Origin of the sequence: Pontibacterium sp., assembly GCF_964228735.1 — a bacterium.
GTDB lineage: Bacteria > Pseudomonadota > Gammaproteobacteria > Pseudomonadales > Balneatricaceae > Pontibacterium.
Genome location: NZ_CAXRBQ010000138.1, coordinates 1 through 23,349, shown reverse-complemented (window position 1 = coordinate 23,349; position 23,349 = coordinate 1). Strand labels below are relative to the sequence as shown.

At 53.2% G+C, this 23,349-nt stretch carries 22 protein-coding genes; 14 read left to right on the top strand and 8 right to left on the bottom strand.

The window, feature by feature from the left end:
• The first annotated feature begins 18 nt into the window (after positions 1 to 18).
• From rpsA to ACEQ15_RS15470, 6 genes are all read left to right on the top strand, one after another.
• Positions 19 to 1,701, top strand: a complete 1,683-nt coding sequence (rpsA, locus tag ACEQ15_RS15495) for a 30S ribosomal protein S1 (RefSeq protein WP_370280143.1) — start codon at positions 19 to 21, stop codon at positions 1,699 to 1,701.
• Between the two features lie 102 nt (positions 1,702 to 1,803).
• Positions 1,804 to 2,100 (top strand): integration host factor subunit beta, encoded by a 297-nt coding sequence (gene ihfB, locus ACEQ15_RS15490; RefSeq protein WP_282350011.1) that lies wholly within the window; start codon positions 1,804 to 1,806, stop codon positions 2,098 to 2,100.
• A gap of 36 nt (positions 2,101 to 2,136) precedes the next feature.
• Positions 2,137 to 2,442 carry a LapA family protein gene (locus ACEQ15_RS15485; RefSeq protein ID WP_370280142.1) on the top strand — a complete coding sequence of 102 codons (306 nt, stop codon included), beginning with the start codon at positions 2,137 to 2,139 and terminating at the stop codon, positions 2,440 to 2,442.
• A complete protein-coding gene (gene lapB / locus ACEQ15_RS15480; RefSeq protein WP_370280141.1) occupies positions 2,432 to 3,625 on the top strand; it encodes a lipopolysaccharide assembly protein LapB in 1,194 nt (397 codons plus the stop codon). Before ACEQ15_RS15485 ends, lapB begins: the two co-directional genes overlap by 11 nt.
• A 20-nt stretch (positions 3,626 to 3,645) precedes the next feature.
• Complete coding sequence (gene pyrF, locus ACEQ15_RS15475) at positions 3,646 to 4,356, top strand: orotidine-5'-phosphate decarboxylase (protein WP_370280140.1); 711 nt, start codon at positions 3,646 to 3,648, stop codon at positions 4,354 to 4,356.
• 93 nt (positions 4,357 to 4,449) lie between these two features.
• Positions 4,450 to 4,755 carry a ComEA family DNA-binding protein gene (locus ACEQ15_RS15470; protein ID WP_370280139.1) on the top strand — a complete coding sequence of 102 codons (306 nt, stop codon included), beginning with the start codon at positions 4,450 to 4,452 and terminating at the stop codon, positions 4,753 to 4,755.
• Here ACEQ15_RS15470 and ACEQ15_RS15465 read toward each other — a convergent pair.
• The 7 genes from ACEQ15_RS15465 to ACEQ15_RS15435 all read right to left on the bottom strand — a co-directional run bounded on the left by ACEQ15_RS15465 (position 4,745) and on the right by ACEQ15_RS15435 (position 13,199).
• On the bottom strand, positions 4,745 to 5,656 hold the full coding sequence (locus ACEQ15_RS15465) for an ROK family protein (RefSeq protein ID WP_370280138.1): 912 nt from the start codon (positions 5,654 to 5,656) through the stop codon (positions 4,745 to 4,747). The two genes, ACEQ15_RS15470 and ACEQ15_RS15465, sit on opposite strands and share 11 nt — an antisense overlap.
• Before the next feature lie 3 nt (positions 5,657 to 5,659).
• On the bottom strand, positions 5,660 to 6,553 hold the full coding sequence (locus ACEQ15_RS15460; protein ID WP_370280137.1) for an AEC family transporter: 894 nt from the start codon (positions 6,551 to 6,553) through the stop codon (positions 5,660 to 5,662).
• A 25-nt stretch (positions 6,554 to 6,578) separates the two neighbouring features.
• Positions 6,579 to 7,067, bottom strand: coding sequence for a universal stress protein (locus ACEQ15_RS15455; protein WP_370280136.1), 489 nt, complete (start codon positions 7,065 to 7,067; stop codon positions 6,579 to 6,581).
• A 22-nt stretch (positions 7,068 to 7,089) separates the two neighbouring features.
• Positions 7,090 to 9,963 (bottom strand): FAD-binding and (Fe-S)-binding domain-containing protein, encoded by a 2,874-nt coding sequence (locus ACEQ15_RS15450; RefSeq protein ID WP_370280135.1) that lies wholly within the window; start codon positions 9,961 to 9,963, stop codon positions 7,090 to 7,092.
• 124 nt (positions 9,964 to 10,087) lie between these two features.
• Complete coding sequence (locus tag ACEQ15_RS15445) at positions 10,088 to 11,473, bottom strand: TRAP transporter large permease subunit (protein WP_370280133.1); 1,386 nt, start codon at positions 11,471 to 11,473, stop codon at positions 10,088 to 10,090.
• Entirely contained in the window at positions 11,473 to 12,000 is a 528-nt protein-coding gene (locus ACEQ15_RS15440) for a TRAP transporter small permease subunit (RefSeq protein WP_370280130.1), read from the bottom strand. Before ACEQ15_RS15440 ends, ACEQ15_RS15445 begins: the two co-directional genes overlap by 1 nt.
• A 128-nt stretch (positions 12,001 to 12,128) precedes the next feature.
• On the bottom strand, positions 12,129 to 13,199 hold the full coding sequence (locus ACEQ15_RS15435; RefSeq protein ID WP_370280128.1) for a TRAP transporter substrate-binding protein: 1,071 nt from the start codon (positions 13,197 to 13,199) through the stop codon (positions 12,129 to 12,131).
• A 368-nt stretch (positions 13,200 to 13,567) separates the two neighbouring features.
• Between ACEQ15_RS15435 and pdhR the strand changes: the two genes are divergently transcribed.
• From pdhR to aceF, 3 genes are all read left to right on the top strand, one after another.
• On the top strand, positions 13,568 to 14,335 hold the full coding sequence (gene pdhR, locus ACEQ15_RS15430; RefSeq protein ID WP_370280126.1) for a pyruvate dehydrogenase complex transcriptional repressor PdhR: 768 nt from the start codon (positions 13,568 to 13,570) through the stop codon (positions 14,333 to 14,335).
• A gap of 194 nt (positions 14,336 to 14,529) precedes the next feature.
• Positions 14,530 to 17,187, top strand: a complete 2,658-nt coding sequence (aceE, locus tag ACEQ15_RS15425; RefSeq protein ID WP_370280124.1) for a pyruvate dehydrogenase (acetyl-transferring), homodimeric type — start codon at positions 14,530 to 14,532, stop codon at positions 17,185 to 17,187.
• A 39-nt stretch (positions 17,188 to 17,226) separates the two neighbouring features.
• The gene (gene aceF / locus ACEQ15_RS15420; protein WP_370280123.1) at positions 17,227 to 19,191 is read left to right on the top strand and encodes a dihydrolipoyllysine-residue acetyltransferase; all 1,965 of its coding nucleotides are present in this window, start codon (positions 17,227 to 17,229) and stop codon (positions 19,189 to 19,191) included.
• Positions 19,192 to 19,296: 105 nt separating this feature from the next.
• Here aceF and ACEQ15_RS15415 read toward each other — a convergent pair whose 3' ends face one another.
• Complete coding sequence (locus ACEQ15_RS15415) at positions 19,297 to 19,542, bottom strand: hypothetical protein (protein WP_370280122.1); 246 nt, start codon at positions 19,540 to 19,542, stop codon at positions 19,297 to 19,299.
• A gap of 200 nt (positions 19,543 to 19,742) precedes the next feature.
• On the opposite strand from ACEQ15_RS15415, the gene ACEQ15_RS15410 reads away from it, so the two are divergent.
• From ACEQ15_RS15410 to zapE, 5 genes are all read left to right on the top strand, one after another.
• Positions 19,743 to 20,225, top strand: coding sequence for a copper chaperone PCu(A)C (locus ACEQ15_RS15410; protein WP_370280119.1), 483 nt, complete (start codon positions 19,743 to 19,745; stop codon positions 20,223 to 20,225).
• Positions 20,226 to 20,394: 169 nt separating this feature from the next.
• Positions 20,395 to 20,976, top strand: a complete 582-nt coding sequence (locus ACEQ15_RS15405) for a TMEM165/GDT1 family protein (RefSeq protein WP_370280117.1) — start codon at positions 20,395 to 20,397, stop codon at positions 20,974 to 20,976.
• A gap of 30 nt (positions 20,977 to 21,006) precedes the next feature.
• On the top strand, positions 21,007 to 21,375 hold the full coding sequence (locus ACEQ15_RS15400) for a CidA/LrgA family protein (protein ID WP_370280116.1): 369 nt from the start codon (positions 21,007 to 21,009) through the stop codon (positions 21,373 to 21,375).
• Positions 21,375 to 22,085 (top strand): LrgB family protein, encoded by a 711-nt coding sequence (locus ACEQ15_RS15395; protein WP_370280115.1) that lies wholly within the window; start codon positions 21,375 to 21,377, stop codon positions 22,083 to 22,085. The genes ACEQ15_RS15400 and ACEQ15_RS15395 overlap by 1 nt, the downstream gene beginning before the upstream one ends.
• Positions 22,086 to 22,196: 111 nt before the next feature.
• Complete coding sequence (gene zapE / locus ACEQ15_RS15390; protein ID WP_370280113.1) at positions 22,197 to 23,303, top strand: cell division protein ZapE; 1,107 nt, start codon at positions 22,197 to 22,199, stop codon at positions 23,301 to 23,303.
• Positions 23,304 to 23,349 lie beyond the last annotated feature (46 nt).

The window sequence follows — 23,349 nt, the reverse complement described above, 5'->3', positions numbered from 1 at the left end:
GGTGAGGATCGTACAGCTATGAACGAAAGTTTTGCAGAACTTTTCGAGGAGAGCCTCCAGGATCTGGATATGGCTCCCGGTTCTATTGTTACCGGCGTTGTTGTCGCAATCGATAGTGATTTCGTGGTTGTAAATGCGGGCCTCAAGTCTGAAGGGGTGATCCCCAAAGCGCAGTTCTTTGATGACAAAGGGGAACTGACCATCGCCGTTGGTGATGAGGTCCAGGTTTCCCTTGAAGCGGTAGAGGACGGTTTCGGATCTACGGTCCTCTCCCGCGAAAAAGCCAAACGTGCTGAAGCCTGGAAAGAGCTGGAGAAAGCTTTTGAACAGGATGAAATCGTCACCGGCGCCATTACCGGTAAAGTACGTGGTGGCTTCACGGTCAACGTGAACAGTATCCAAGCCTTCCTGCCAGGCTCTCTGGTTGATGTGCGCCCAATGCGTGACACAACCCATCTCGAAGGGCAGGATCTCGAATTTAAACTGGTCAAACTGGACGCCAAGCGCAACAACATTGTTGTGTCTCGCCGTGCTGTGCTTGAAGCTGCGTATAACATTGAGCGTGAAAAACTGCTCGAGCAGCTGGAAGAGGGCAGTGTGGTTAAAGGTCTGGTTAAAAACCTCACTGACTACGGTGCGTTTATCGACCTGGGTGGTGTGGATGGCCTGCTGCACATTACAGACATCGCCTGGAAGCGTGTTAAACATCCAAGCGAAGTGTTGAAGATCGGCGAAGAGATCGATGTGAAGGTGCTGCGCTTTGATCGCGAGCGCAATCGTGTATCGCTGGGTCTGAAACAGCTGGCGGACGATCCTTGGACGCAGTTGAAGAAAACTTGCAATATAGGCAGTCGCGTCAAGGCACGAGTCACTAATTTGACCGATTATGGTTGCTTCGCAGAGATCGAATCCGGCATTGAAGGTCTGGTGCATGTCTCTGAGATGGACTGGACCAACAAAAACGTTCACCCTTCCAAAGTTGTACAGATCGGGGACGAAATTGAGGTCATGATCCTTGATATCGATGAAGAGCGCCGCCGTATCTCGCTTGGCATGAAACAGTGTCAGGCGAACCCTTGGGAGCAGTTTGCCGCCACCCATAAGAAAGGTGATCGTCTCAGCGGTAAGATCAAATCGATCACCGACTTTGGTGTGTTTATTGGCCTGGACGGCGGCATCGATGGTCTGGTTCATCTGTCTGATCTTTCATGGGACGAACCGGGTGAAGTTGCCGTGAAAAACTTCAGCAAAGGTGATGAAGTTGAGGCGCAAGTGCTGTCGGTTGACCCAGAGCGTGAGCGTATCGCACTGGGCCTGAAGCAGCTGGCGACCGATCCGTTTGCGGAATTTGTAAACCAGAATGGTAAAGGCAGTAAGGTCAGCGGTGTAATCCGCGAAGTAGAAGCAAAACAGGCGCGCGTAGAACTGGCTGAAGGGGTCGAAGCGCTGTTGAAAGCATCCGATGCGAGTCGGGATGCAATTGCTGATATGACCACTGCGTTCCATGTAGGGGATGAAGTACAAGCGATGATCAGTAGCGTGGATCGTCGTAATCGACTGATCAATATCTCGGTTAAACAGGCAGAGATGCAGTCGGATAAAGCTGCGATGCAGTCTGTGAATCAGCAATCTGTTGATGTGTCCGGTCCGACCACCATTGGTGATCTGATTAAGGCACAGATGAATAAAGATAAGTCCTGATTCATGGAGGAGAGCATTGCTCTCCTCTTTCGTTTGTAGGGATTCTGCTGTCGCGGACCATGGGCGACTCAAGCAATAAAAACGAAAATCCAGAGGCTAGCCATGACCAAATCAGAATTAATAGAACGTTTGGTTGATCGACATGACCAGTTGTCGGTAAAGGATGTAGAATTGGCGGTGAAGGCGATGCTCGATCAGATGACCGAGGCGTTGTCTCAAGGTGACCGGATTGAGATTCGTGGTTTCGGTAGTTTTAGCCTGCACTACCGTGCCCCACGTGTCGGACGAAACCCAAAGACGGGTGAGTCAGTGGAGCTGGATGCTAAACACGTTCCACACTTCAAACCAGGCAAGGAGCTGCGAGAACAGGTAAACTCCAGCCTGGAGCAGGGTTACTGATACCCGGAAACGGTTCAAGATAAGAGGTTTAGATAAGTGCGTTGGATTAAAGGTGCAATCCTCGGGTTGCTGTGTCTGTTGTTCCTGTTTGTGGGCGTGATGTTCACAATCAACAACACCCAAATGGTGGCGGTAGATCTGGTGCTGATCAAATTGCCGGAAGCAAGCTTGTCCCTGTGGCTGGTAGCAACTTTTATCCTGGGTGGCATCCTGGGGATGGCTATCAGCGTTGTGAGTATCTTGCTGCTGCGCACCCGTCTGCGTGCCGAGCGTCGCCGTGTTTCCAATGCACAGAAGGAGTTGGATCAGCTGAGAACAGCTGGTTTGAAGAATGCCGCCTGAGTTAGAAAACTACCTGCTGATCGTTCCGCTTTTTCTGGCGGTGGCCGCAGGTTGGTGGCTAGGACGCAGGGAACGCAATAAGGCGCAGTATCAGCGCCTTTCCAATAATATCAGTCGGGACTACTTCGCCGGACTTGATTACCTATTGAACGAGCGTACCGATGAAGCGATCGAAAGCTTTATCCGTGCGCTCGAAATCAATTCTGATACCATTCCCGCCCATCTGGCATTAGCCAAGCTCTTTCGTCGTAAGGGCGACGTGGAACGTGCGATTCAGATTCACCAGAATCTGTTAGCACGTCCGGACCTTGATCGCAGTGAATTCCTGCGTGTGCAGATGGCACTGGCGCGCGATTACTACGCTATTGGCCTGTTGGACCGTGCCGAGAACCTGCTGCTGGAAATTATCCGCCAGCGTCCGGTACGTGAAACACTGGTAAACGCTCAACGTCTGTTGATCTCCCTCTACGAAAAAGAGGCGGAGTGGGAAAAGGCGCTAGCGGCAGCCGATCAGCTGCCGATGGACGAACGTAAGAAGCTAAGCTGTGAACTGGCGCACTATTGCTGTGAGATGGCAGAGGCACTGATTCAGCGCCATCAATACCGTGATGCTCAGTCCTACCTGCGGCGTAGTGAAATTTACGATCCGCAGGGGGGGCGTAGTTGCCTGCTGTATGCCCGTATTGCCATGGATCAGAGTGAATGGCGTCAGGCGATCAAACATTTAAAGCAGGTGGCGGATCGCGATCCGGTCTTTGTGAGCGAGACCTTGGCCATGCTGCGTACCTGTTATGGTCATCTGCGTAATGAAAAAGAGCTTAATGTCTATCTGAAGCAATGCATGTCCAAGGCTCCGTCGACCAGTGTCACCTTGGCGGTGGCTGAGCAGATCAAAGACGAGCAGGGGCTCTATGTGGCGGGCAGCTTTATCACCGAAGAGCTGAAGAAGCGGCCGTCGGTAAAAGGTTTTAACCGCCTGATCGACATGCATATCGAACACGGCGCAGAGAGCGCGCGGGACAGCTTACGGGTATTGCGTGGTTTGACGGGACAGCTGGAGCTGTCGAAGCCGATCTATCGTTGCAACAGCTGCGGTTTTTCCGGCAAGACACTGCACTGGCAGTGTCCATCCTGTAAAAAATGGAGCACGACCAGACCTATTCAGGGTCTGGAAGGCGAATAACTTAACTTGAGAGAGCTTTAATGATTAAAGATTCCAAGCGTATTATCGTTGCGCTCGACTACCCTAGCCAAGCTGAAGCATTGGCGATGGCGCAGCGTCTTGATCCGGCACGGTGTCGGGTGAAAGTAGGGAAGGAGTTGTTTACCCGCAGCGGACCGGCGGTGGTAGAAGCTCTGCATGCGCTGGGTTTCGAAGTGTTCCTGGATCTGAAGTTCCATGATATCCCAAATACCACAGCCAAGGCTGTACGTGCTGCAGCTGAGCTGGGTGTGTGGATGGTGAATGTCCACGCCAGCGGTGGCCGTCGTATGATGGAAGCGGCACGCAACGAACTGGAACAGGTTAACGGCAGTGAGACTCTGCTGATCGGTGTAACAGTGCTGACCAGCATGGAGCGCCAGGACCTGGCAGATATCGGTCTGGATATCGAACCATTGGAGCATGTAAAACGCCTGGCGAAACTGACCGAAGAGAGTGGCCTGCACGGCATCGTATGTTCTGCGCAGGAAGTACAGCCCCTGCGCGAAATTATCTCGCCAGAATTCCAGCTGGTAACCCCGGGTATTCGTCCAGCTAATGCGGCGGTCGGCGACCAGAAGCGTATTATGACACCGGCACAGGCACTGGAAGCAGGCAGTACTTATCTGGTGATTGGTCGCCCGATTACCAAGGCCGACGAACCGGTACAGGCCCTGGCTGATATTGAAAGCGAAATAGCCGCACTGGTTTAAAGGGTATTGCCCCTTGCAGGGGGATTTGATACAAAGAAAAGGCTGGTTATGGATTAACCGGCCTTTTTATTTTAACGATATGGAGATTGTTGTATGACCCTGCTTGGTTCAGTGCGGGCGCTGCTCGCCGTGCTTTTTCTTTCCTTCTCTTTTTCCTCAATCGCGGCTCAACCCGAGCCTATCGATCTGAATACAGCCAGTGTTCAAGAGATTGCTCAAAACCTTTCCGGTATCGGCAAAAAGAAAGCCTTGGCCATTGTGGACTATCGCAGTGCAAACGGACCGTTTGTGAATGTGGATGATCTGGCCAGAGTGAAAGGGATCGGAAAAGCGACAGTGGAGAAAAATCGCCATCTGATCATTGTAGGTAAACCGGCCGTAGCGGAGGTTAAGCCTTAACCGGCGTTTGTGGCCATAACCAGGCGGCGCCACGGACTCCACTGGCGTCGCCGAACTGCGCGGGCACCAAACGGGTTGCCACGCTATCCGAAAAGACGTATTCCCCCCACAAGGCAGGTACTGCCTCATACAGCGAGCTTTCGTTGGACAGGCCGCCGCCTAATACAATTACTTCCGGATCGATAACGTTGATAACCGACGCCAGGCTTTTTGCCAGACGACGGTAGTACTGCTGGCTGATCGCTTGTGCCAGCGGATCATTGTCACGGACCAGCTTCCAGATCTGATCTGCGCTGAGATCAAGGCCACTGAGCTTCTGATATTGTCGACTCAGCGCAGGCCCACTTAACCAGGTCTCTATACAGCCGGTTTGGCCGCAATAACAGGGAGCAGCGGAGGATTCGCTGTTATTGGGCCAGGGGAGGGGGTTATGGCCCCACTCGCCGGTGATGGAGTTCGGGCCACACACGATCTGGCCGTTGATTACCAGCCCACCGCCGACGCCGGTACCCAGGATGACGCCAAACACAGACCCGGCACCGGCAGCCGCGCCGTCGGTGGCTTCGGACAGGGCAAAGCAGTTGGCGTCGTTGGCACACCGTACAGGGCGTTCAAGGCGTTCGCTTAGATCCTGATCGAGGGGATTGCCGATAAGGCAGGTGGAGTTGGCGTTTTTAACCAGACCGGTTGAAGGAGAGATAGTGCCGGGGATGCCGACACCCACTGAACCGCGGCTTCCCAGAATCTGATCGGCTTCCTGAACCAGCGCGCAGATAGCGTCCAAGGTTGCGGCGTAATCACCTTGTGGAGTGTTAACCCGTTTTCGAAATAGGGTCTCGCCGCATTGATCCAGCGCCACTGCTTCTATTTTAGTGCCACCCAGATCAATACCGATACGCATCGTCTACAACACAAAAGCCAAGGTTAATGGGATTGCTATCAGACTTCCCATATTACCGAGTAATACGATGGAGGCAACTTGTTCCGGTTCCTGGTTGTAGCGTTCGGCGACCATATAGTTCAGTACGGCCGGTGGCAGAGCGCCAAACAGGATCAGGTAACCAAACTGCGTATCGCTCAGTTGCAACACCGGTTGTAGCGCCAGTGCGATCACAACTCCACTGAGTGGGCAAAGCACAGCACCAAGCAAACCGATACGCCATTTGCTGAAATCCACACTGATCATCCGTACGCCGAGGGCAAAGAGCATCAGTGGAATCGAGATCTGGCCCAGCATGCTGATAAATGTGCCGACAGCCTCAGGCAGCGGCAGGTTAAACGTGCCCCACAGGATACCGAGGACGGACGCCTGGATCATCGGGATGCGAAACAGCGACAGCGGATGGGTGCGGTGATCCAGCAGGTATACGCCTACGGAGAAGTGCAAGGTGTTCTCGATCAGGAACAGCAGTACCGCTACCGGCAGGGCTTCTTCGCCAAACGCCAGTACGATTAGTGGCAGGCCGAGGTTGCCACTGTTGCTGAACATCATCGGTGGCAGGAATGTTTTGGCTTTCACGCCGATCAGTCGGCACAGGGGCCAGAGCAACAAGCCGGAACCGAGTACAACGACTGCAGCGCCAATGGCAAGGTTTTGGTAGGTTCCCGGATCAAAAGACTTGGAAGAGAGCACCGAGAAAATCAGTGCCGGGCAGAACAGGTCCATATTGATCTGGTTGGCGGTGCTCATGTCGGGCTTACGGGCGCGCCCGTAAAAGAAGCCGACAGAAACGACCGCCACCAGAGGGAACACCGTAAGGAAGATGCGTTCGATTAGGGCGAGTGAAGTGTCTTCCATTTCGGTGTGTCCTTAGCCGGAAAAATCAGGCGTATTTTTTACCGGTTGGCACCACAAGTACAGGTACTTTTGCGCCTTTAACCACTTGCTGCGTGGTGTGGCTGTGGTGGCCGAAGGTGTTTTCCGAACCGATTACGATCATATCCGCATCAATTGCTTTGGCTTCATGCAGGATAGAGTCGGTGTGGTTGCCTTCGATGACCACGTGCTCGATGTCCAGATCGAACGGTTCCGGCAGGCTCTGCAGTTCGTCAGCGCAGAAAGCCGCTACGCGCTCGCGCATCTGATCTTTAATGGCGTTGATACCTTCATCGTGCATCTTTTGCACCAGGGACTCATCCAGATAGTTCTGGATCAGTGCGTGGCCCAGTTCACCAATCGGTTCAACCACGTGCAGCATGACGATTTTAGCGTTGAACTGGTGTGCCAGGTTTACCGCATGACGGAAAACCGGACGGGTATGTTTGCCCAGGGAAGTGGTGTACAGGATGGTATTCATCGCTGGAAGTGCCATCGTTTTTTCCTCTGCTATCGAATCAGGCCGATGTGGCCTGAATACGTTGGTTTTCGTCAGTACTTGCCGTAGCGCTCAATTTTGGCTGAGTGACACGGTCAACCAGATACACGATCGATTTGTAATCGATGCCGCTATGGTGGCTCAGGCCGATCTCACAGGTGCGGCTGGTGGAGTAACCGGTCTTACATTTGCTCACACTGTCCTTCAGTGTGCGTAGCGCAGATGCGTTCAGTTCCGGTGTGCTGAAGCCCTTGTCGCCGGCAAAACCACAACAGGTGATCTGATCCGGGATCACAACTTCGTTGGAGCAGGCGTTCATAATGCGTTTCAGCTTCTCGGCCTGGCCCATGCGGGTTGCGCTGCAGGTAATGTGCAGGGCAACCGGCTCGTTGATTGGCTCGAACACAAGACGGTCAAGCAGGAACTGGTCGATGAAATCGACGGTGTCGTACAACTTGATCTGTTCGCTGATATTCTCGCGCAGACGCAAGGTGCACGGGCTGGTGTCCGAATACACCGGGATCTCACCGTTGTTGGTCGCCTGCATCAGGATCTGTTCAACTTCGCTGGACTTGGAGTCCGCCGCCTCAAACATCCCCTTGGACTGGAACGGCATGCCACAGCAAAGTTTGTCCATATCATCTGGATAGATCACCTCAAAACCAGCCTTGCGTAGCAGTGCTTCGGTTTTATCGGCCAGCGAGGTGCGATCCTCATCACCACGGGCTGGGCCCATGGTACGACTGGCGCAGCTTGGCAGGTAAACGACCTTCGGTGCGTTTGGATTGGTGATCGGTTTGTGGGTCTCGATCTTAGGCGCGGCCGTAGGCATGGACGGTGTCCACTGCTGCACCATGCCACCACTGGCTTTGCGGGCAAAACCGGTCACGGCTGACATCGCTTTGGTGCCCAATACCGCATGGGTTGCGTCCGCGACCTTGAAGGCCGCTTTAGTGGCTTTGGTGACACCGCCGTAGTGGTCCGCCACCCACTGTGCCAGCTTGGTGTGGTTCTCGTTGTTGCGGCTGCGGATAGAGCGGGTCAGGTTGCCGGTGTTGATACCCACCGGGCAGGTGGTAGAACACAAACCACAAGCCGCACAGGTATCAGTACCCTGATACTGATACTCTTTACGTAGCTCGGCCAGACGCTCTGCATCTTCACCAGTGGCTTCCAGGCGCGCGATTTCACGCCACAGCACAATGCGTTGACGTGGGCTCAGGGTCAGATCGCGGGACGGACAGGTCGGTTCACAGAAACCACACTCGATACACTTATCCACAATCTCATCGGCGGCAGGCATCGGTTTCAGGTTTTCCAGATGCACATGCTTGTTACGGTTGAGGATAACGCCCGGGTTGAGGATCTCTTGCGGGTCGAGCAGTTCTTTCAGTTCCCACATCAGAGCGTAGGCATCAGCGCCCCATTCCATCTCAACGTAGGGGGCCATGTTTCGGCCGGTACCGTGTTCCGCTTTCAGGGAGCCGTCGTATTTCTCCACGACCATCTTACCCACGTCGTCCATCAGGCCTTCGTAACGGGCCAGCTCTTCGTCGTTGTCGAAAGCCTGGGTAAATACGAAGTGAAGGTTACCCTCCAGCGCGTGACCAAAGATCAGAGCCTCGTCGTAGTGGTACTTCTCAAAGATCTGGTGCAGGTCGTGCACGGCATCCGCCAGTTGCTCTACCGGGAAGGCCACGTCTTCGATGATCACCGTCGTACCGGTCATACGGACCGCACCCACAGCCGGGAACAGGCCTTTACGGATTGCCCAGTACTTGGCGTACTCTTCTGGATCGGTGGTGAACTCAACCGGTTTGGAGGTTTGCAGGTGCGCGATCGATGCCTTGATCTGCGCTACCTGATCCGCCAGCAGGCCCGCTTCCGGTGCACGGGTTTCTACCAGCAGGGCAGCGGCGTCTTCCGGCAATTCACGGATGAAATCCGGCATGCCCTCTTTGTTTTCCACAGAGTGCAGGCCGGCACGGTCCATCAGCTCCACCGCGGACACCGGGGTATTTTTCAGGATCGCGACCGCTTCGCAGGTGGTGCGCACAGTGTCGAAGAAGATCAGGGCGGAAGCTTTGTCCGGGAATTCGTCTACCGTGTGGTAAGTGATCTCGGACATAAAGCCCAGTGTGCCTTCGGAGCCGATCATCAGGTGCTGCAGGATATCGATCGGATCCTCGTAATCCACCAGGGCGTTCAGTGAGTAGCCGGTGGTATTCTTCAGGCGGTACTTGTGGTTGATACGCTGGCGCAGCGCGTCGTTCTCACGGGTCTGGCGTGCCAGGGCATCCAATGCGTCCAGCAGTCCTTTGTGGGACTCACGGAATGCAGCAAGAGATTGTTCGCAACCGGTATCCAGCTGAGTGCCGTCGGACAGCACCAGTTTCATGCTCTTCAGCGTGCGGTAACTGTTCTGCGCTGTACCACAGCACATACCGCTGGCGTTGTTGGCAGCGATACCACCAATTTTTGCGGCGTTGATAGATGCCGGATCCGGGCCGATCTTTTTGTTAAACGGTGCCAGGTATTTGTTGGCATGACCGCCAATCACACCCGGTTGCAGTTTGATGCTGCTGGCATCGTCGGAAATCTCGTAACCTTTCCAGCCATCACCGAGTTGGATCAGTACAGAATCGGTGATTGCCTGACCGGACAGACTGGTGCCAGCGGCGCGGAAAGTTACAGGGATCTGGCTATCAGATGCCAGCTTAACAATACGGGACACTTCGTCGGCAGATTCAACGCGTACTACGATCTGCGGTACAAGACGGTAAAAGCTGGCATCGGTACCGTATGCCAGTGTTCTCAGCGGATCGCTGATCAGACGTGTGTCTGGAATAAAGGATTTCAACTGATCATGAAACGCCTGATACTGCTGTTTCATAGCCCATTAACCTCACCAACGCTCTTCTGTCTGTTATTCGACAGTTATTCTTATGTGTTTTTCTTATAGGGAAAAAAGGCCACCACTACGCGGGCGGTAGTGGCGGCCAAGGGATTGGCCGTGTTTAGCCGTAAGCCGTTGCCGGCAGCCACAGGACGAGTTGTGGCCAGAAAACCAGGATCAGCAAGCCGATCAGCTGCAGGATGATGAAAGGAATAACGCCCTTGTAGATGTCGGACAGCTTCACATTTGGTGGGCATACGCCCTTCAGGTAGAACAACGCGAATCCGACCGGCGGCGTGAGGAACGATGTCTGCAAGGCCATCGCCACCAACATCACGAACCACACCAGCTCTGGATTATCCACAACACCGTAGCCGTTGATATCCAGGCCCAGGGCAGAGATTACCGGTGCCAGCAGCGGCAGGATAATCAGCGTGATTTCGATCCAGTCCAGGAAGAAGCCCAGCAGGAAGATCACACCCAGGATAAAGAAGATGATGCCGTAAGGTCCAAATGGCAGACCGGTCAGGAAGGACTCAATCATCTCGTCCCCGCCCAGCTCGCGCAGTACCAGAGCGAAACAGGTCGCACCGATAAAGATCGCAAAGATGTAGGCAGTCGTGTTCATGGTGCCGCCGACAACTTCTTTCAGGACCTTGAAGTTGAACTTCTTGTTGTACATCGCCAGCAGGGTTGCACCGAATGCACCTACACCGGAGGCTTCGGTTGGGGTTGCGATACCGGCGAAGATGGAGCCCAGTACGACAAAGATCAGCGCCAGCGTAGGTAGAACCGCTTTCATCACATTGATGAAGGCACCCATTGTGATCGGCTTGGCGTCTGGTGGAATCGGCGCCGCATCGGGTTTCACGAAACCGGTGATCAGGATGTACAGGATATAGAAGCCACCCAGCATCAGGCCCGGAATTACCGCACCCATAAACAGGTCACCTACGGACAGCCCCAACTGGTCCGCCATGATTACCAGCATGATGCTTGGTGGGATCAAAATACCCAGTGTGCCAGCCGAGGCAATCGTACCAAGCGCCAGTGGCATGGCATATCCCTGTTTGGTCATGGACGGCAGGGACATTACGGCGAGCAGTACGACCGACGCACCGATGATGCCGGTAGAGGCTGCCAGGATGATACCGATCGCAGTAACCGTGATCGCCAGGCCGCCGCGTACGCGACCGAACAACTCCTGCATGGACTGCATCAGACGTTCAGCAACGCCGGATTTATCCAACATGATCCCCATGAATATGAACATCGGCAGGGCTACCAATATCCAGTTATCCATGATCTTCCAAAGACGGTTAACTACAAGACCCAGTGTGGTGTAATCCAGACCGGTCATGGTGTCCATGTACATATCGGCCAAGTAACCGGCACCAGCGAAAATTACGCCAATACCACCGAGCACCCAAGCGACAGGAATACCGGTAAACAGCAGTGCGATGAACGACAGGAACATCGCAATGACAAGAATCTCATTGATGTCCATTAAGCATCTCCTCGCAGCAGCAAAGTAAAGTCACGGATCAGGCGGGAAATCATCGCCAGTCCAAGCAGGGCAAAAGTAATAGGAATGGTACTTTTGATCAGCCAGCGCCACGGAAGGCCAGATGGAGCATCTGAATGTTCGTTAATACGCCAGGAGTCGGCGACAAAATCCAGACTGTGGAAAAAAACGATAACGATAAACGGCAGCACAAGAACCAGGATGCCGATGATCTCGATTAGGTGCTTGGTTTTAGCACGAAACTTCGAGTAGAACAGGTCAACACGGATGTGGGAATTGGTTGTCTGTGCATATGACAGACCAAACATCACACCAACGGCATACAGATGCCATTGAAGCTCTTCCAACGCGATCAGTCCGCTGGCGAAACCTTTACGCAAAATAACCTGAAGAATAATAACCAGAACCAGGGCTACATACACCCAGGCGACGGTTAAGCCGATGCGCTGAATAAAGCGATCAATGCCATCGGCCAGCGGCACTGATGGAAGCTTTTCGTTTTCAGTCACAGGAATACCCACCCTTATACACAGTCTTTGTTGTTATGGCCCGTTCCCTGGGAATGCAGACGGGCCCGAAGGCCCGTTGAGCTAAGGCCGCTGTCTCACGACATTGGCCTTACAGAAGTGTTGTTGGATTACTTCTGAGCACGTGGCAGGAATGCGTTTGCTTCCCACAGGTCGTAACCTTTACGGAAGGTGCTCAGGTCAGTCCAAACTTCGTTGAAGAAAGGATCTGCAGCAGTTTTCTCTGCTACAACTTCATCCCACTTGGACTTGAAAGTGTCCAGCATGGTCTGGTTCCAGTAGCGGATCTCTACGCCGTTGTCTGCAGCTTTCTGCATAACTTCGAACTGCATGGATTCGCCTTCCGCGATCGCGTTGGTCATAGACGCCTTACAGGTTGTTTCTACGATCGCCTGCTGGCCTTTGGACATCTTGCCCCAAGTGTCTTTGTTGATCAGCAGTTCGAATACGGTTGCCTGCTGGTGCCAACCTGGGAAGTAGTTGTACTTAACGATCTTGTGCAGACCCAGACGCTGGTCGATTGCAGGCTGGGAGAATTCAGTTGCATCGATTGCACCTTTCTCCAGCGCACCGAAGATCTCACCGCCTGGCAGCTGAACAGTACCTACGCCCAGTTTCTCCATTACGGAAGCACCCAGACCGAAGAAGCGCATGTTCAGGCCTTTCAGGTCTTCAGGTTTTTCGATCGGCTTAGAGAACCAGCCGGAGGTTTCAGGAGAGATGATCGCACATGGCACGACTTTAACATTGTAACCCGCGGTGTCGTACATCTTCTGGTACAGGCTCATACCGTTACCGTAGTACAGCCATGCCATGTATTCGCCCGCTTCCGGACCGAAAGGAACTGCAGAGAACAGTGCTGCTGCAGGCATTTTGCCCTGCCAGTAACCCGCAGTGGAGTAACCGGAGTTCACTTTACCGGAAGATACAGCGTCCAGGATCTCAGGAGGGCTAACCAGTTTGCCCGGCTCGTAGATTTTCATCTTCATTTTGCCGTCGCTGACCAGTTTCAGCTGTTCAGAAACCCACTTGATTGGTGTGCCCAGTGCTGGCAGGTGAGTACCAAATGCTACAGGGGTTTTCAGCAGAATCTTGTCAGCGGCCTGTGCCGGAGCAGATACGCTAGCCACTGCTGCGCTCAGGATTGCTACGGAAATCATGGACTTAGCAAACTTTTTCATGACACATCCTCTAGATGTTTAGTTGTTTTTATTAGAACCGTTTGGACAGAACCATCATGGTTACTGCTTGTCTTGTTGCTGATTGGTAATACCAATTTACCAGCAGATGGTTTTGTACTTTATTTTCATAGGTGATCATTTGTCAATCAATTTTTGCTCGTATTTATTATTCAGCGTTTTTTCTGGCTTATAGGGTGTTTTGGTTGATTCCTGATCAGATATGGTTTATTCAATAGCATTGGTATTACCAATTTTAGACATAAATGGTCTGTTGGTAGGATTAATGGTGGTTGGAAGTTTTTTGAAATTGGCTTGATGAAGCGATTACACTATTGGTCTTACCAATATGGTTGTGGGAGTTATTTTGCATGGCATATCAACGGGTTAAGCAGCCCAAAATTTCAGATGTAATCATGGAGCAGTTGGAGGCCATGATTTTGGAGGGCAGTCTGAAGCCGGGGCAGCGATTGCCTCCTGAGCGGGAAATGGCGAAGCAGTTCGAGGTATCGCGCCCATCCCTGCGTGAAGCTGTGCAGAAGTTGGTAGCCAAAGGATTGCTGATCAGTCGCCAGGGGGGCGGGACTTTTGTGTCTGAAGATCTGGGTGGGTCGTTCTCCGATCCCTTACTTGAGTTGTTCCGCACCCATCCGGAAGCGCAGTACGACCTGCTTGAATTCCGACACGCACTTGAAGGTGTGACGGCCTACTACGCTGCGCTACGAAGCACGCCAGCCGATAAAGAAGCGATCAGACAGTGCTATGCTGATTTGGAGCATTTCCATGAAACCAAGCAGTTTGACAAGGAAGTGTATGCTGATGTGGATTTCCACCTGGCGATTGCGGAGTCGACACACAACATGGTGTTGCTACATATGATGCGCGCACTGTTCAGTCTGTTGCGTCAGCATATCTGGGATAACTTGCAGAACATTTACCCCAAAGCGGACTACCGCGAAAAGATTCACTGTCAGCATAAAGTGCTGATGGATGCCATTCTGGCCGGAGAGCCGGAAAAGGCCCGTGAGGCGGCGCATCACCACCTGGCATATGTGGAAGATGCCCTGCTTGAAGGCCAGAAGGAAAACACTCGATTAGAGCGTGCACTAAGACGCGCAAATATTACCCCTGAAGTTTGAATGTATTAATACTACAAGAAGTGGCTAAAATTTACACAATGTGGACTTTGTAGTCACGATTATGTAGTATTACTACAAATATAATAACTACACAAAAATAACGATGGCTTTGTTGCGGTGCAGCATGGTTGCTGGAGCGCACGTATTAGGGCTGTTTAAGAATTTCTGCGTAAATTCCGAGTGGAGAAGGCAAAGTGCAAGATTTCATCGAAGATCTCGATCCTGTAGAAACGCAAGAGTGGCTGGATGCCCTGGAGTCGGTTGCCAAAAACGAAGGCGACGACCGCGCGCGTTTCATTCTGAGTGAACTGGGTAAAAAAGCTACTGATATGGGTGTAGCTTCCCAGTCGACTCTGACTACCCCGTACCGCAACACCATTGCTCCTAAAGATGAAGCTCGTATGCCGGGCGATCTGTTTATGGAGCGTCGTATCCGTTCCTTTATCCGTTGGAACGCGATGGCGATGGTAATGCGTGCCAACGACAACGACGAAGGTCTGGGTGGTCACATCTCCTCCTTCTCCTCTTCTGCAACCCTGTACGATATCGGCTTTAACTACTTCTTCCGTGGTAATGAAGGTGAGCACGATGCAGACATGGTGTTCTTCCAGGGTCACATCGCACCGGGTATTTACTCCCGTGCCTACCTGGAAGGTCGTCTGACCGAAGAGCAGATGGACAACTACCGTCGTGAAGTAGACGGTAAAGGTCTGTCTTCCTACCCACACCCTTGGCTGATGCCGGACTTCTGGCAGTTCCCAACTGTATCTATGGGTCTGGGCCCGATTCAGGCGATCTATCAGGCACACGTAATGCGTTACCTGTCTGCGCGTGATCTGATTAACCGTGCTGACCGTAAAGTGTGGGCCTTCCTGGGTGACGGTGAGTGTGATGAGCCGGAATCCCTGGGTGCGATCTCTCTGGCAGGCCGTGAGCAGCTGGAGAACCTGGTCTTCGTAATCAACTGTAACCTGCAGCGTCTGGATGGTCCGGTACGTGGTAACGGTAAGATCGTTCAGGAACTGGAAGGTGTATTCCGCGGCGCAGGCTGGAACGTAATCAAGTGTCTGTGGGGCCGTCACTGGGATCCGCTGTTCGAGAAAGATGACAAAGGTCTGCTGCAGAAGCGCATGGACGAAGTCTGTGACGGCGAGCTGCAGAATTACAAAGCGAACGGTGGTGCTTACACCCGTGAACACTTCTTCGGCAAGTACCCTGAACTGCTGGAGATGGTGAAGGATATGTCTGATGAAGACATCATGAACCTGAACCGTGGTGGTCACGACCCTTACAAGGTATACGCAGCTTACCAGCAGGCGATGAACCACAAAGGTCAGCCAACTGTTATCCTGGCGCAGACCGTTAAAGGTTACGGCACCGGTAAATCCGGCGAAGCGAAAAACGACACCCACTCCATGAAGAAGGTGGCGCTGGACGATCTGAAAGATTTCCGTGATCGCTTCAACATTCCGCTGTCCGATGAGCAGCTGAAAGACGTACCGTACTACCGTCCATCTCCGGACTCTCCGGAAATGAAGTACATGTTCGAGCGTCGTGAGAAGCTGGGCGGTTTCTACCCAGTACGTCGTACCGAATTTGAAAAGCTGGAAACGCCAGAGTTGGAAGCATTCTCCAACAACCTGAAAGACAGCGGCAAGCGTGAGATGTCTACCCAGATGTCCCTGAACCGTGTGCTGAGCACCCTGGTGAAAGACAAAAACATGGGTGACCGTGTGGTACCAATCGTACCGGACGAAGCACGTACTTTCGGTATGGAAGGTATGTTCCGTCAGCTGGGTATCTACAGCTCCGCAGGTCAGCGCTACGTGCCACACGACTCTGATCAGATCATGTTCTACAAAGAGTCCAAAACCGGTCAGATCCTGGAAGAAGGTATCAACGAATCCGGTGCGTTCTCTGCATGGCTGGCGTGTGCGACCTCCTACGCGAACAACAACTGCACCATGGTGCCGTTCTACATCTTCTACTCCATGTTCGGTTTCCAGCGTGTGATGGACCTGACCTGGGCAGCAGGTGACTCCCAGGCACGTGGCTTCCTGATCGGTGCGACTTCCGGTCGTACAACCCTGAACGGTGAAGGTCTGCAGCACCAGGATGGTCACAGCCACCTGATGGCTCAGATGATCCCGAACTGCGTATCTTACGACCCGACCTACGGTTACGAACTGACTGTAATCGTGCAGGACGGTCTGCGTCGCATGTACAAAGATCAGGAAAATGTTTTCTACTACATCACTACGCTGAACGAAAACTACGCTCACCCAGCGATGCCAACCGGTGCCGAGGAAGGCATTATCAAAGGTATGTACCTGCTGGAAGAAGGTAAGTCTGCAGAGAAGAAAGTACAGCTGATGGGCTGTGGTTCTATCCTGCGCGAAGTGCGCGAAGCGGCGACTATCCTGCGTGAAGAGTACGGTATCGAAGCGGATATCTGGAGCACCACCTCCATCAACGAACTGCGTCGTGAAGCGCAGGAAGTTGAGCGTTGGAACCTGATGCACCCAACCGAAGAGCCACGCAAGTCTTACGTGACTCAGTGTCTGGAAGGTCGCGACGGTCCGGTTATCGCATCTACCGACTACATGCGTATGTACGCAGATCAGCTGCGTGAATACATCCCACGTAACTTCAAGGTACTGGGTACCGACGGTTTCGGTCGCTCCGATACCCGCAGCAAGCTGCGTGAGTTCTTCGAAGTGAACCGTCACTACGTTGTCCTGGCCGCTCTGAAAGCGCTGCAGGAAGAGGGCAAGGTTGAGGCTGCTGACGTTGCCAAAGCCATGCAGAAGTTCAACATCAACCCGGAAAAACCGGCGCCTTGGACTGTTTAAGTCCATTGAACTTCTAACGGCTAATTGGAGGATAACGAAGTGAGCAATATTGAAGACATTCTGGTTCCAGACCTGTCCGGTTCCGAAGATGTTGATGTTGTTGAAGTGCTGGTGAACGTAGGCGATACCATCGAAGAGGGTGACAGCCTGCTTGCACTGGAAACTGACAAGGCATCCATGGAAGTGCCAGCCCCTAAAGGTGGTGTGGTTAAAGAAGTGATCATGCAGGAAGGTGCGACCTGTAACGAAGGTGACCTGATCCTGAAGCTGGAAGTAGGTGGCGCGGCCCCTGCTCCAGAAGCGGCTCCGGCTGCTGAAGAAGCGCCTGCGCCAGCTCCGGCTGCAGCACCTGCCGCAGCTCCGGCTCCGGCGGCTTCTGCGGTTGAAGAAGTACGTGTTCCTGACCTGTCTGGTTCCGAAGACGTTGATGTTGTAGAGGTGCTGGTGAAAGCCGGTGACAGCATCGAAGAGGGCGACAGCCTGATCGCGCTGGAAACCGATAAGGCATCCATGGAAGTTCCTGCACCAAAAGGCGGTGTGGTTAAAGAAGTGATCATGGCCGAAGGCGGTACCTGCAACGAAGGTGACCTGATCCTGATGTTGGAAGTGGGTGGTGCGGCAGCACCTGCAGCAGAAGCACCTGCGGCAGCTCCGGCGGCTGAAACTCCGGCAGCACCAGCAGCACCAGCAGCTGCGCCGGTTGCCGGTGGCGTTGAAGACGTCGTGGTACCTGATCTGTCCGGTTCTACCGATGTAGATGTGGTTGAAGTCCTGGTTAAAGCGGGCGACACCATCGAAGAAGGTGACGGTCTGATCGCTCTGGAAACCGATAAGGCATCCATGGAAGTTCCTGCGCCTAAAGGCGGTGTGGTTAAAGAAGTGGTAATGGCTGAAGGTAGCACCTGTAATGAAGGTGATCTGATCCTGAAGCTGGAAGTGGCAGGTGCACCAGCACCGGCGGCTCCACAGCCTGCAGCAGCGCCTGCTCCAGCAGCAGCTCCGGCGGCTCCAGCTCCTGCAGCAGCCGCGCCAGCGGCAGCGAAAGCTGACAAGTCGGTTGATCTGAACTCTCTGGAGAAGAAAAACCGCTCCGTACACGCAGGTCCTGCCGTGCGTGCAGTGGCGCGTGAGTTTGGCGTAGAACTGTCTCAGGTAACCGGTACCGGTCCAAAAGGCCGTATCCTGAAAGAAGACGTTCAGGCGTACGTGAAAGCTGCGCTGAAACAGCTGGCTGAGAAACCTGCAGCTGCAGCGGTAACCGGTGGCTCCGGTATTCCGCCGATCCCGGAAGTAGACTTCAGCAAGTTTGGTGAAGTGGAAGTTGAAAAACTGTCTAAGATCGCCAAAGTAACGCGCGACAATATGTCTCGCTGCTGGCTGAACATTCCTCACGTGACTCAGTTCGATAAGGCTGATATCACTGAGCTGGAAGAGTTCCGTAAGTCTATGAAGGACGAAGCGGCTAAGTCCGGCGTTAAGCTGACTCCGCTGCCGTTCATGATCAAGGCGATCGCGATGGCGCTGAAAGCGCATCCGAAGTTCAACGCATCTCTGCACGCAGACGGTGAGCACATCGTTTACAAGAAATACGTGAACATCGGTATCGCCGTGGATACTCCAAACGGCCTGATGGTTCCTGTGATCAAGGATGCAGATAAGAAGAGCATCTACGAGTTGTCTCAGGAAGCGATCGAGCTGGCTGGCAAAGCGAAAGACCGCAAGCTCAAGCCAAACGAGATGCAGGGCGCATGCTTCACCATCTCCAGCCTGGGTGGTATCGGTGGTACTGGCTTTACCCCAATCGTGAATGCACCGGAAGTGGCTATCCTGGGTGTTTCCAAGGCGGATATCGAACCGCGCTGGAACGGCAAGGAGTTCGAACCACGTAAGATGCTGCCGCTGTGCCTGTCTTACGATCACCGTGCAATCAACGGTGGTGATGCCGGTAAGTTCCTGACTTACGTTAACAGCCTGTTGAGCGACATCCGTCGTCTGGTGCTGTAACACACTGTTTTCCAATCCCTTGGCTCAGCCCTCGTGAGAGGGCTTCTTTTTTGCCAGGACGGATACGCAGATTTTAAGGCGGTTATTAACCGCCTTTTTTCGTTTTTAGCACCGCAAAAAAGCTTTCTTGTACAGCTCTTTGCGGCAGCTATACAGGGCGAGTTGTCTGACGACCTCCTCTAATACCTGCTGATCATTCGACATCAGCTCATTCAAGCAGATTTCGCCGGATTCTAGGAGGTGATCCAGTTCTTGCTGATCAAAGTTCAACACCTCTCTACCGGAAATGCTGTTCAGTACCTTGAGGTAGGGGTTGGGGCAGTCCAGCCATGCATCGATGATATACGCCATTCTTAGCTCCGAATTTTCAGTGGTTTCTTATATCGTAATGATAATAATTATCATTAGCAAATATGGGTTGTATGTTTGTGCTCAAGATCAATGGTTCGCCTTTGTTCAGGGTGGTGCGCGACAATAGGTCGCATCAAATTGCCTTTTGCTCATGGAAGGGCTCGGATACCATGCCAACAAACCTTAGGGAGAGCTCAAATATGATGCGCAAAATGATTGGTCTGGCAGGTGCGGCTACACTTGCGATCTCAATGTCCGGTATGTCATATGCCGGTGCAGGACACGCGATGGCGGAAGGTGTCATGGCACACGGTGCGTGGGTGCGCCTGGTGCCACCGGTGGCGAAAAATTCTGCGGCGTACATGGAGATCCAGAATACCGGCGACAAGGTTTTGCAGGTCGAATCCGCTACCAGCCCGGTTGCTGAGGTAGTTGAAGTGCACCAGACCAGCATGGTTGATGGTGTGATGCGCATGTCAGAGGTTAAAGGTCTGCAGGTGCCGGTTGGCGGCAAGGTAGAGATGAAGCCGGGTAGTTATCATGTGATGTTGATCAACCTGAAGGAGCCGTTGCAGAAAGGCCAAACGGTTCCTGTGACTATCAAATTTACCGCTGGTCAGGAGCTGACTGTGCAGGCCAAGGTGAAAGAGATGCAGGGTAAAATGAAGCATCACAACCACTAACTGCTGTTGTCCCGGAGTTGGCGCTCGCCGACTCCGAATGTCTTACCGTCCTGGCTAGTACGTCCAATCTCCCCTCATTCCTTTCGCTGCCATAAGACTACCGTTTGGGTGCGGATGTGCCTGAGTGTTCGTATAATGCGCGCTTACGACTTACCCGGAACAGAGCCTGATGGAACTTCTAGCGCCCCTCATTAAATCATTCCTATTGGTATTTATTGCCGAGTTTGGGGATAAGAGTCAGTTGGTATGTATGACACTGGCCGCCCGCTATCGATCGGCGGTGGTGTTGATTGGCGCAGTACTGGCATTTGCTGCACTTAACCTGTTGGGTGTTACCGTAGGTGTGCTTGTTGCCCAATGGGTGCCGGACTGGATTGTGTTGGTTATCGTGATGCTGCTGTTCTTGTTGTTTGGTATTCAGGCACTCAGGAGCGCCGATGAAGATGAGAACGATGGCGACAGTAAAGTGGGTAAGCATCTGTTGGTGTCCGTATTCCTACTGATTTTCCTGGCTGAGTTTGGTGATAAAACGCAATTAGCGGTAGCGGGCCTGGCGAGTGTGGAATCAGCGGTGGGTGTATGGCTTGGATCAACACTGGCGCTGATTGGGACAACACTTTTAGGTGTGTTGGCTGGGCGTACGTTGTTGCAGCGGTTGTCAGTGGCCTGGGTACAGCGCGGGAGCGGGGTGATTTTTATTCTGTTTGCCCTTCTCGCCGGATACGAATTGATGGACGTGTTATCGGTGTAGTGCTCTAGGGATGCGAAAAGGGATAGTGCAGTGGTTGTAGGTTTTCTGATTCTGATCGCCTGTCAGTTGATGGGCGAGCTTATCGTATACGGCTTGGGTATCCCTGTGCCGGGCGCGGTTGTGGGCATGGTGTTGCTGCTGATCGGATTGATGGTGCGGGGAGAAGTCGCTCCGGGGCTGCGTACATCCGCTGAAGGGCTGCTCTCAATTCTGCCGCTGATGCTTGTGCCGGCGGGTGTGGGGTTGATGGTGCATTTCCAGCTGATCGCCGCAGAGTGGGTGGCAATTCTGGCGGCGTTGGTTGTCAGTACCTTCGTGACCTTGTTGCTGGTGACGCTGCTTCTAAAATGGATGAATGCACGGAAGGTGAAGGATGACGCGTCGGAGGAAATGGGTTGATGGACCTCTGGGTGCACTTTCAAACCTCACCGCTTGTATGGATCATCGTTACCATTTTGGCGTTTATGTTCGCGTCCTGGGTCAATCGGCTTGCGGGCCGGACTCCGTTGTTGCACCCGGTTGTAGTGGGCTTGCTGTTGATCATCGGTGTGCTCAAGCTAACCGATACGTCCTACGATACTTATAAGGAAGGCGCGCAGTTTATCTCTTTTCTGTTGGGGCCTGCCGTGGTGGCGTTGGCTGTACCACTTTACGATAACTTAGCTCGCGTACGATCGATGCTGGTTCCATTGCTGGTGGCGTGTACTGTAGGTGCGCTGGTCGCTGCGCTCACCGCAATCGCTGTGGGTATCTGGCTCGATCTGTCCATGCAGACATTGCTTTCCCTTGCGCCCAAATCGGTAACGACGCCGATTGCTATCGGCATTGCCGATAAGATAGGTGGTTATCCCTCCCTCACTGCAGGTTTGGTGTTGATCACGGGCGCGCTCGGCTGCCTGATGTCGCCGTGTATCTGCAAGTTGCTACGTGTAAATGACCCGGCGATTCGTGGTTTTTCGCTGGGTGTTGCGGCGCATGCCATGGGCACTGCGTACGCCTTTGAATATGGCGCCATTGCAGGCGCGTTTGGTGGTCTGGCGATGGGGATGACCGGTACTTTTACCGCTTTTATGCTACCGCCGTTAATCAGCTTGCTGGGTTTGGGTTGAGCCCAGTCATAGCATGGCTTACACCTTTTGTGCATTTGCTAAATAGTGCTTAGATAGGTAAAGTTCGCCCCTGCTTAATGAACAATCAATGTGTAGAGTGGGGCGGCGGCTATGACTCCTTTAGAGCGTTATAAAAAGGACCTGGAACGGGACGATTTTTCTTACGACCCGGCACAGGAAATGGCGGTTAAAAACCTGCAGCGCTTGTACGATGATCTGACGGCGGTCAAAGCTGAGCCTAAAAAAGGCCTGATGCAGCGTTTGTCCGGCAAGTTCAAGAAAGAGACGGTTGAACCGATTAAGGGCCTCTACTTCTGGGGTGGTGTTGGTCGCGGTAAAACCTACCTGATGGACACCTTCTACGACAGTCTGCCGTTCGAGCAGAAGATGCGTACCCACTTCCACCGTTTTATGCAGCGTGTTCATAAAGAGCTGAAGGAGCTGGATGGCACGCCAAACCCGCTGGTGGTGATTGGTAAGAAGTACTCCGAAGAAGCGCGGGTTATCTGTTTTGACGAATTCTTTGTCTCTGATATCACTGATGCGATGATTCTGGCAGGTCTGCTGGAGCAGCTCTTTGCTAACGGCGTATCACTGGTGGCGACCTCCAACATCGTACCGGATGGTCTTTATAAGGACGGTCTGCAGCGTGCCCGCTTCCTGCCAGCAATCGACCTGCTGAACAAGTACACTGAAGTGCTTAATGTAGATGGCGGTGTGGATTACCGTCTGCGTGCACTGGAGCAGGCTGAGTTGTACCACTGCCCTCTGGATGATCAGGCTGACCTGAGTCTGAATGCCAGCTTCAGAAGTCTGGCGCCTGACTTGGAAGAGTTGGTGGAAAAAGAGGTGATCGAGGTTAACGGTCGTGGCATTCAGTCCCGCCTCTGCTGTGAAGACGTGGTCTGGTTTGACTTCAAGGAGCTGTGTGAAGGTCCGCGCTCCCAGAACGATTACATCGAGTTGGCCAAGATTTTCCACGCAGTACTTGTGAGTGATGTGCCGCAGCTGGGACGTTCTAACGACGACGCGGCGCGTCGCTTTATCAACATGGTCGATGAGTTCTACGACAGCGGCGTGAAACTGATCCTGTCGGCAGAAAAGCCGATCCACGAAATCTACTCGGAAGGTCGCCTGGAGTTCGAAATCGAGCGTACCCAGAGCCGGCTGTTGGAGATGCAGTCCCACGAATATCTGGCGCGCGAGCACCGTGCTTGATGCGGTGATCTGCTGTTTCAGCAAAAAGTTGGAATTCTGAGTAAAA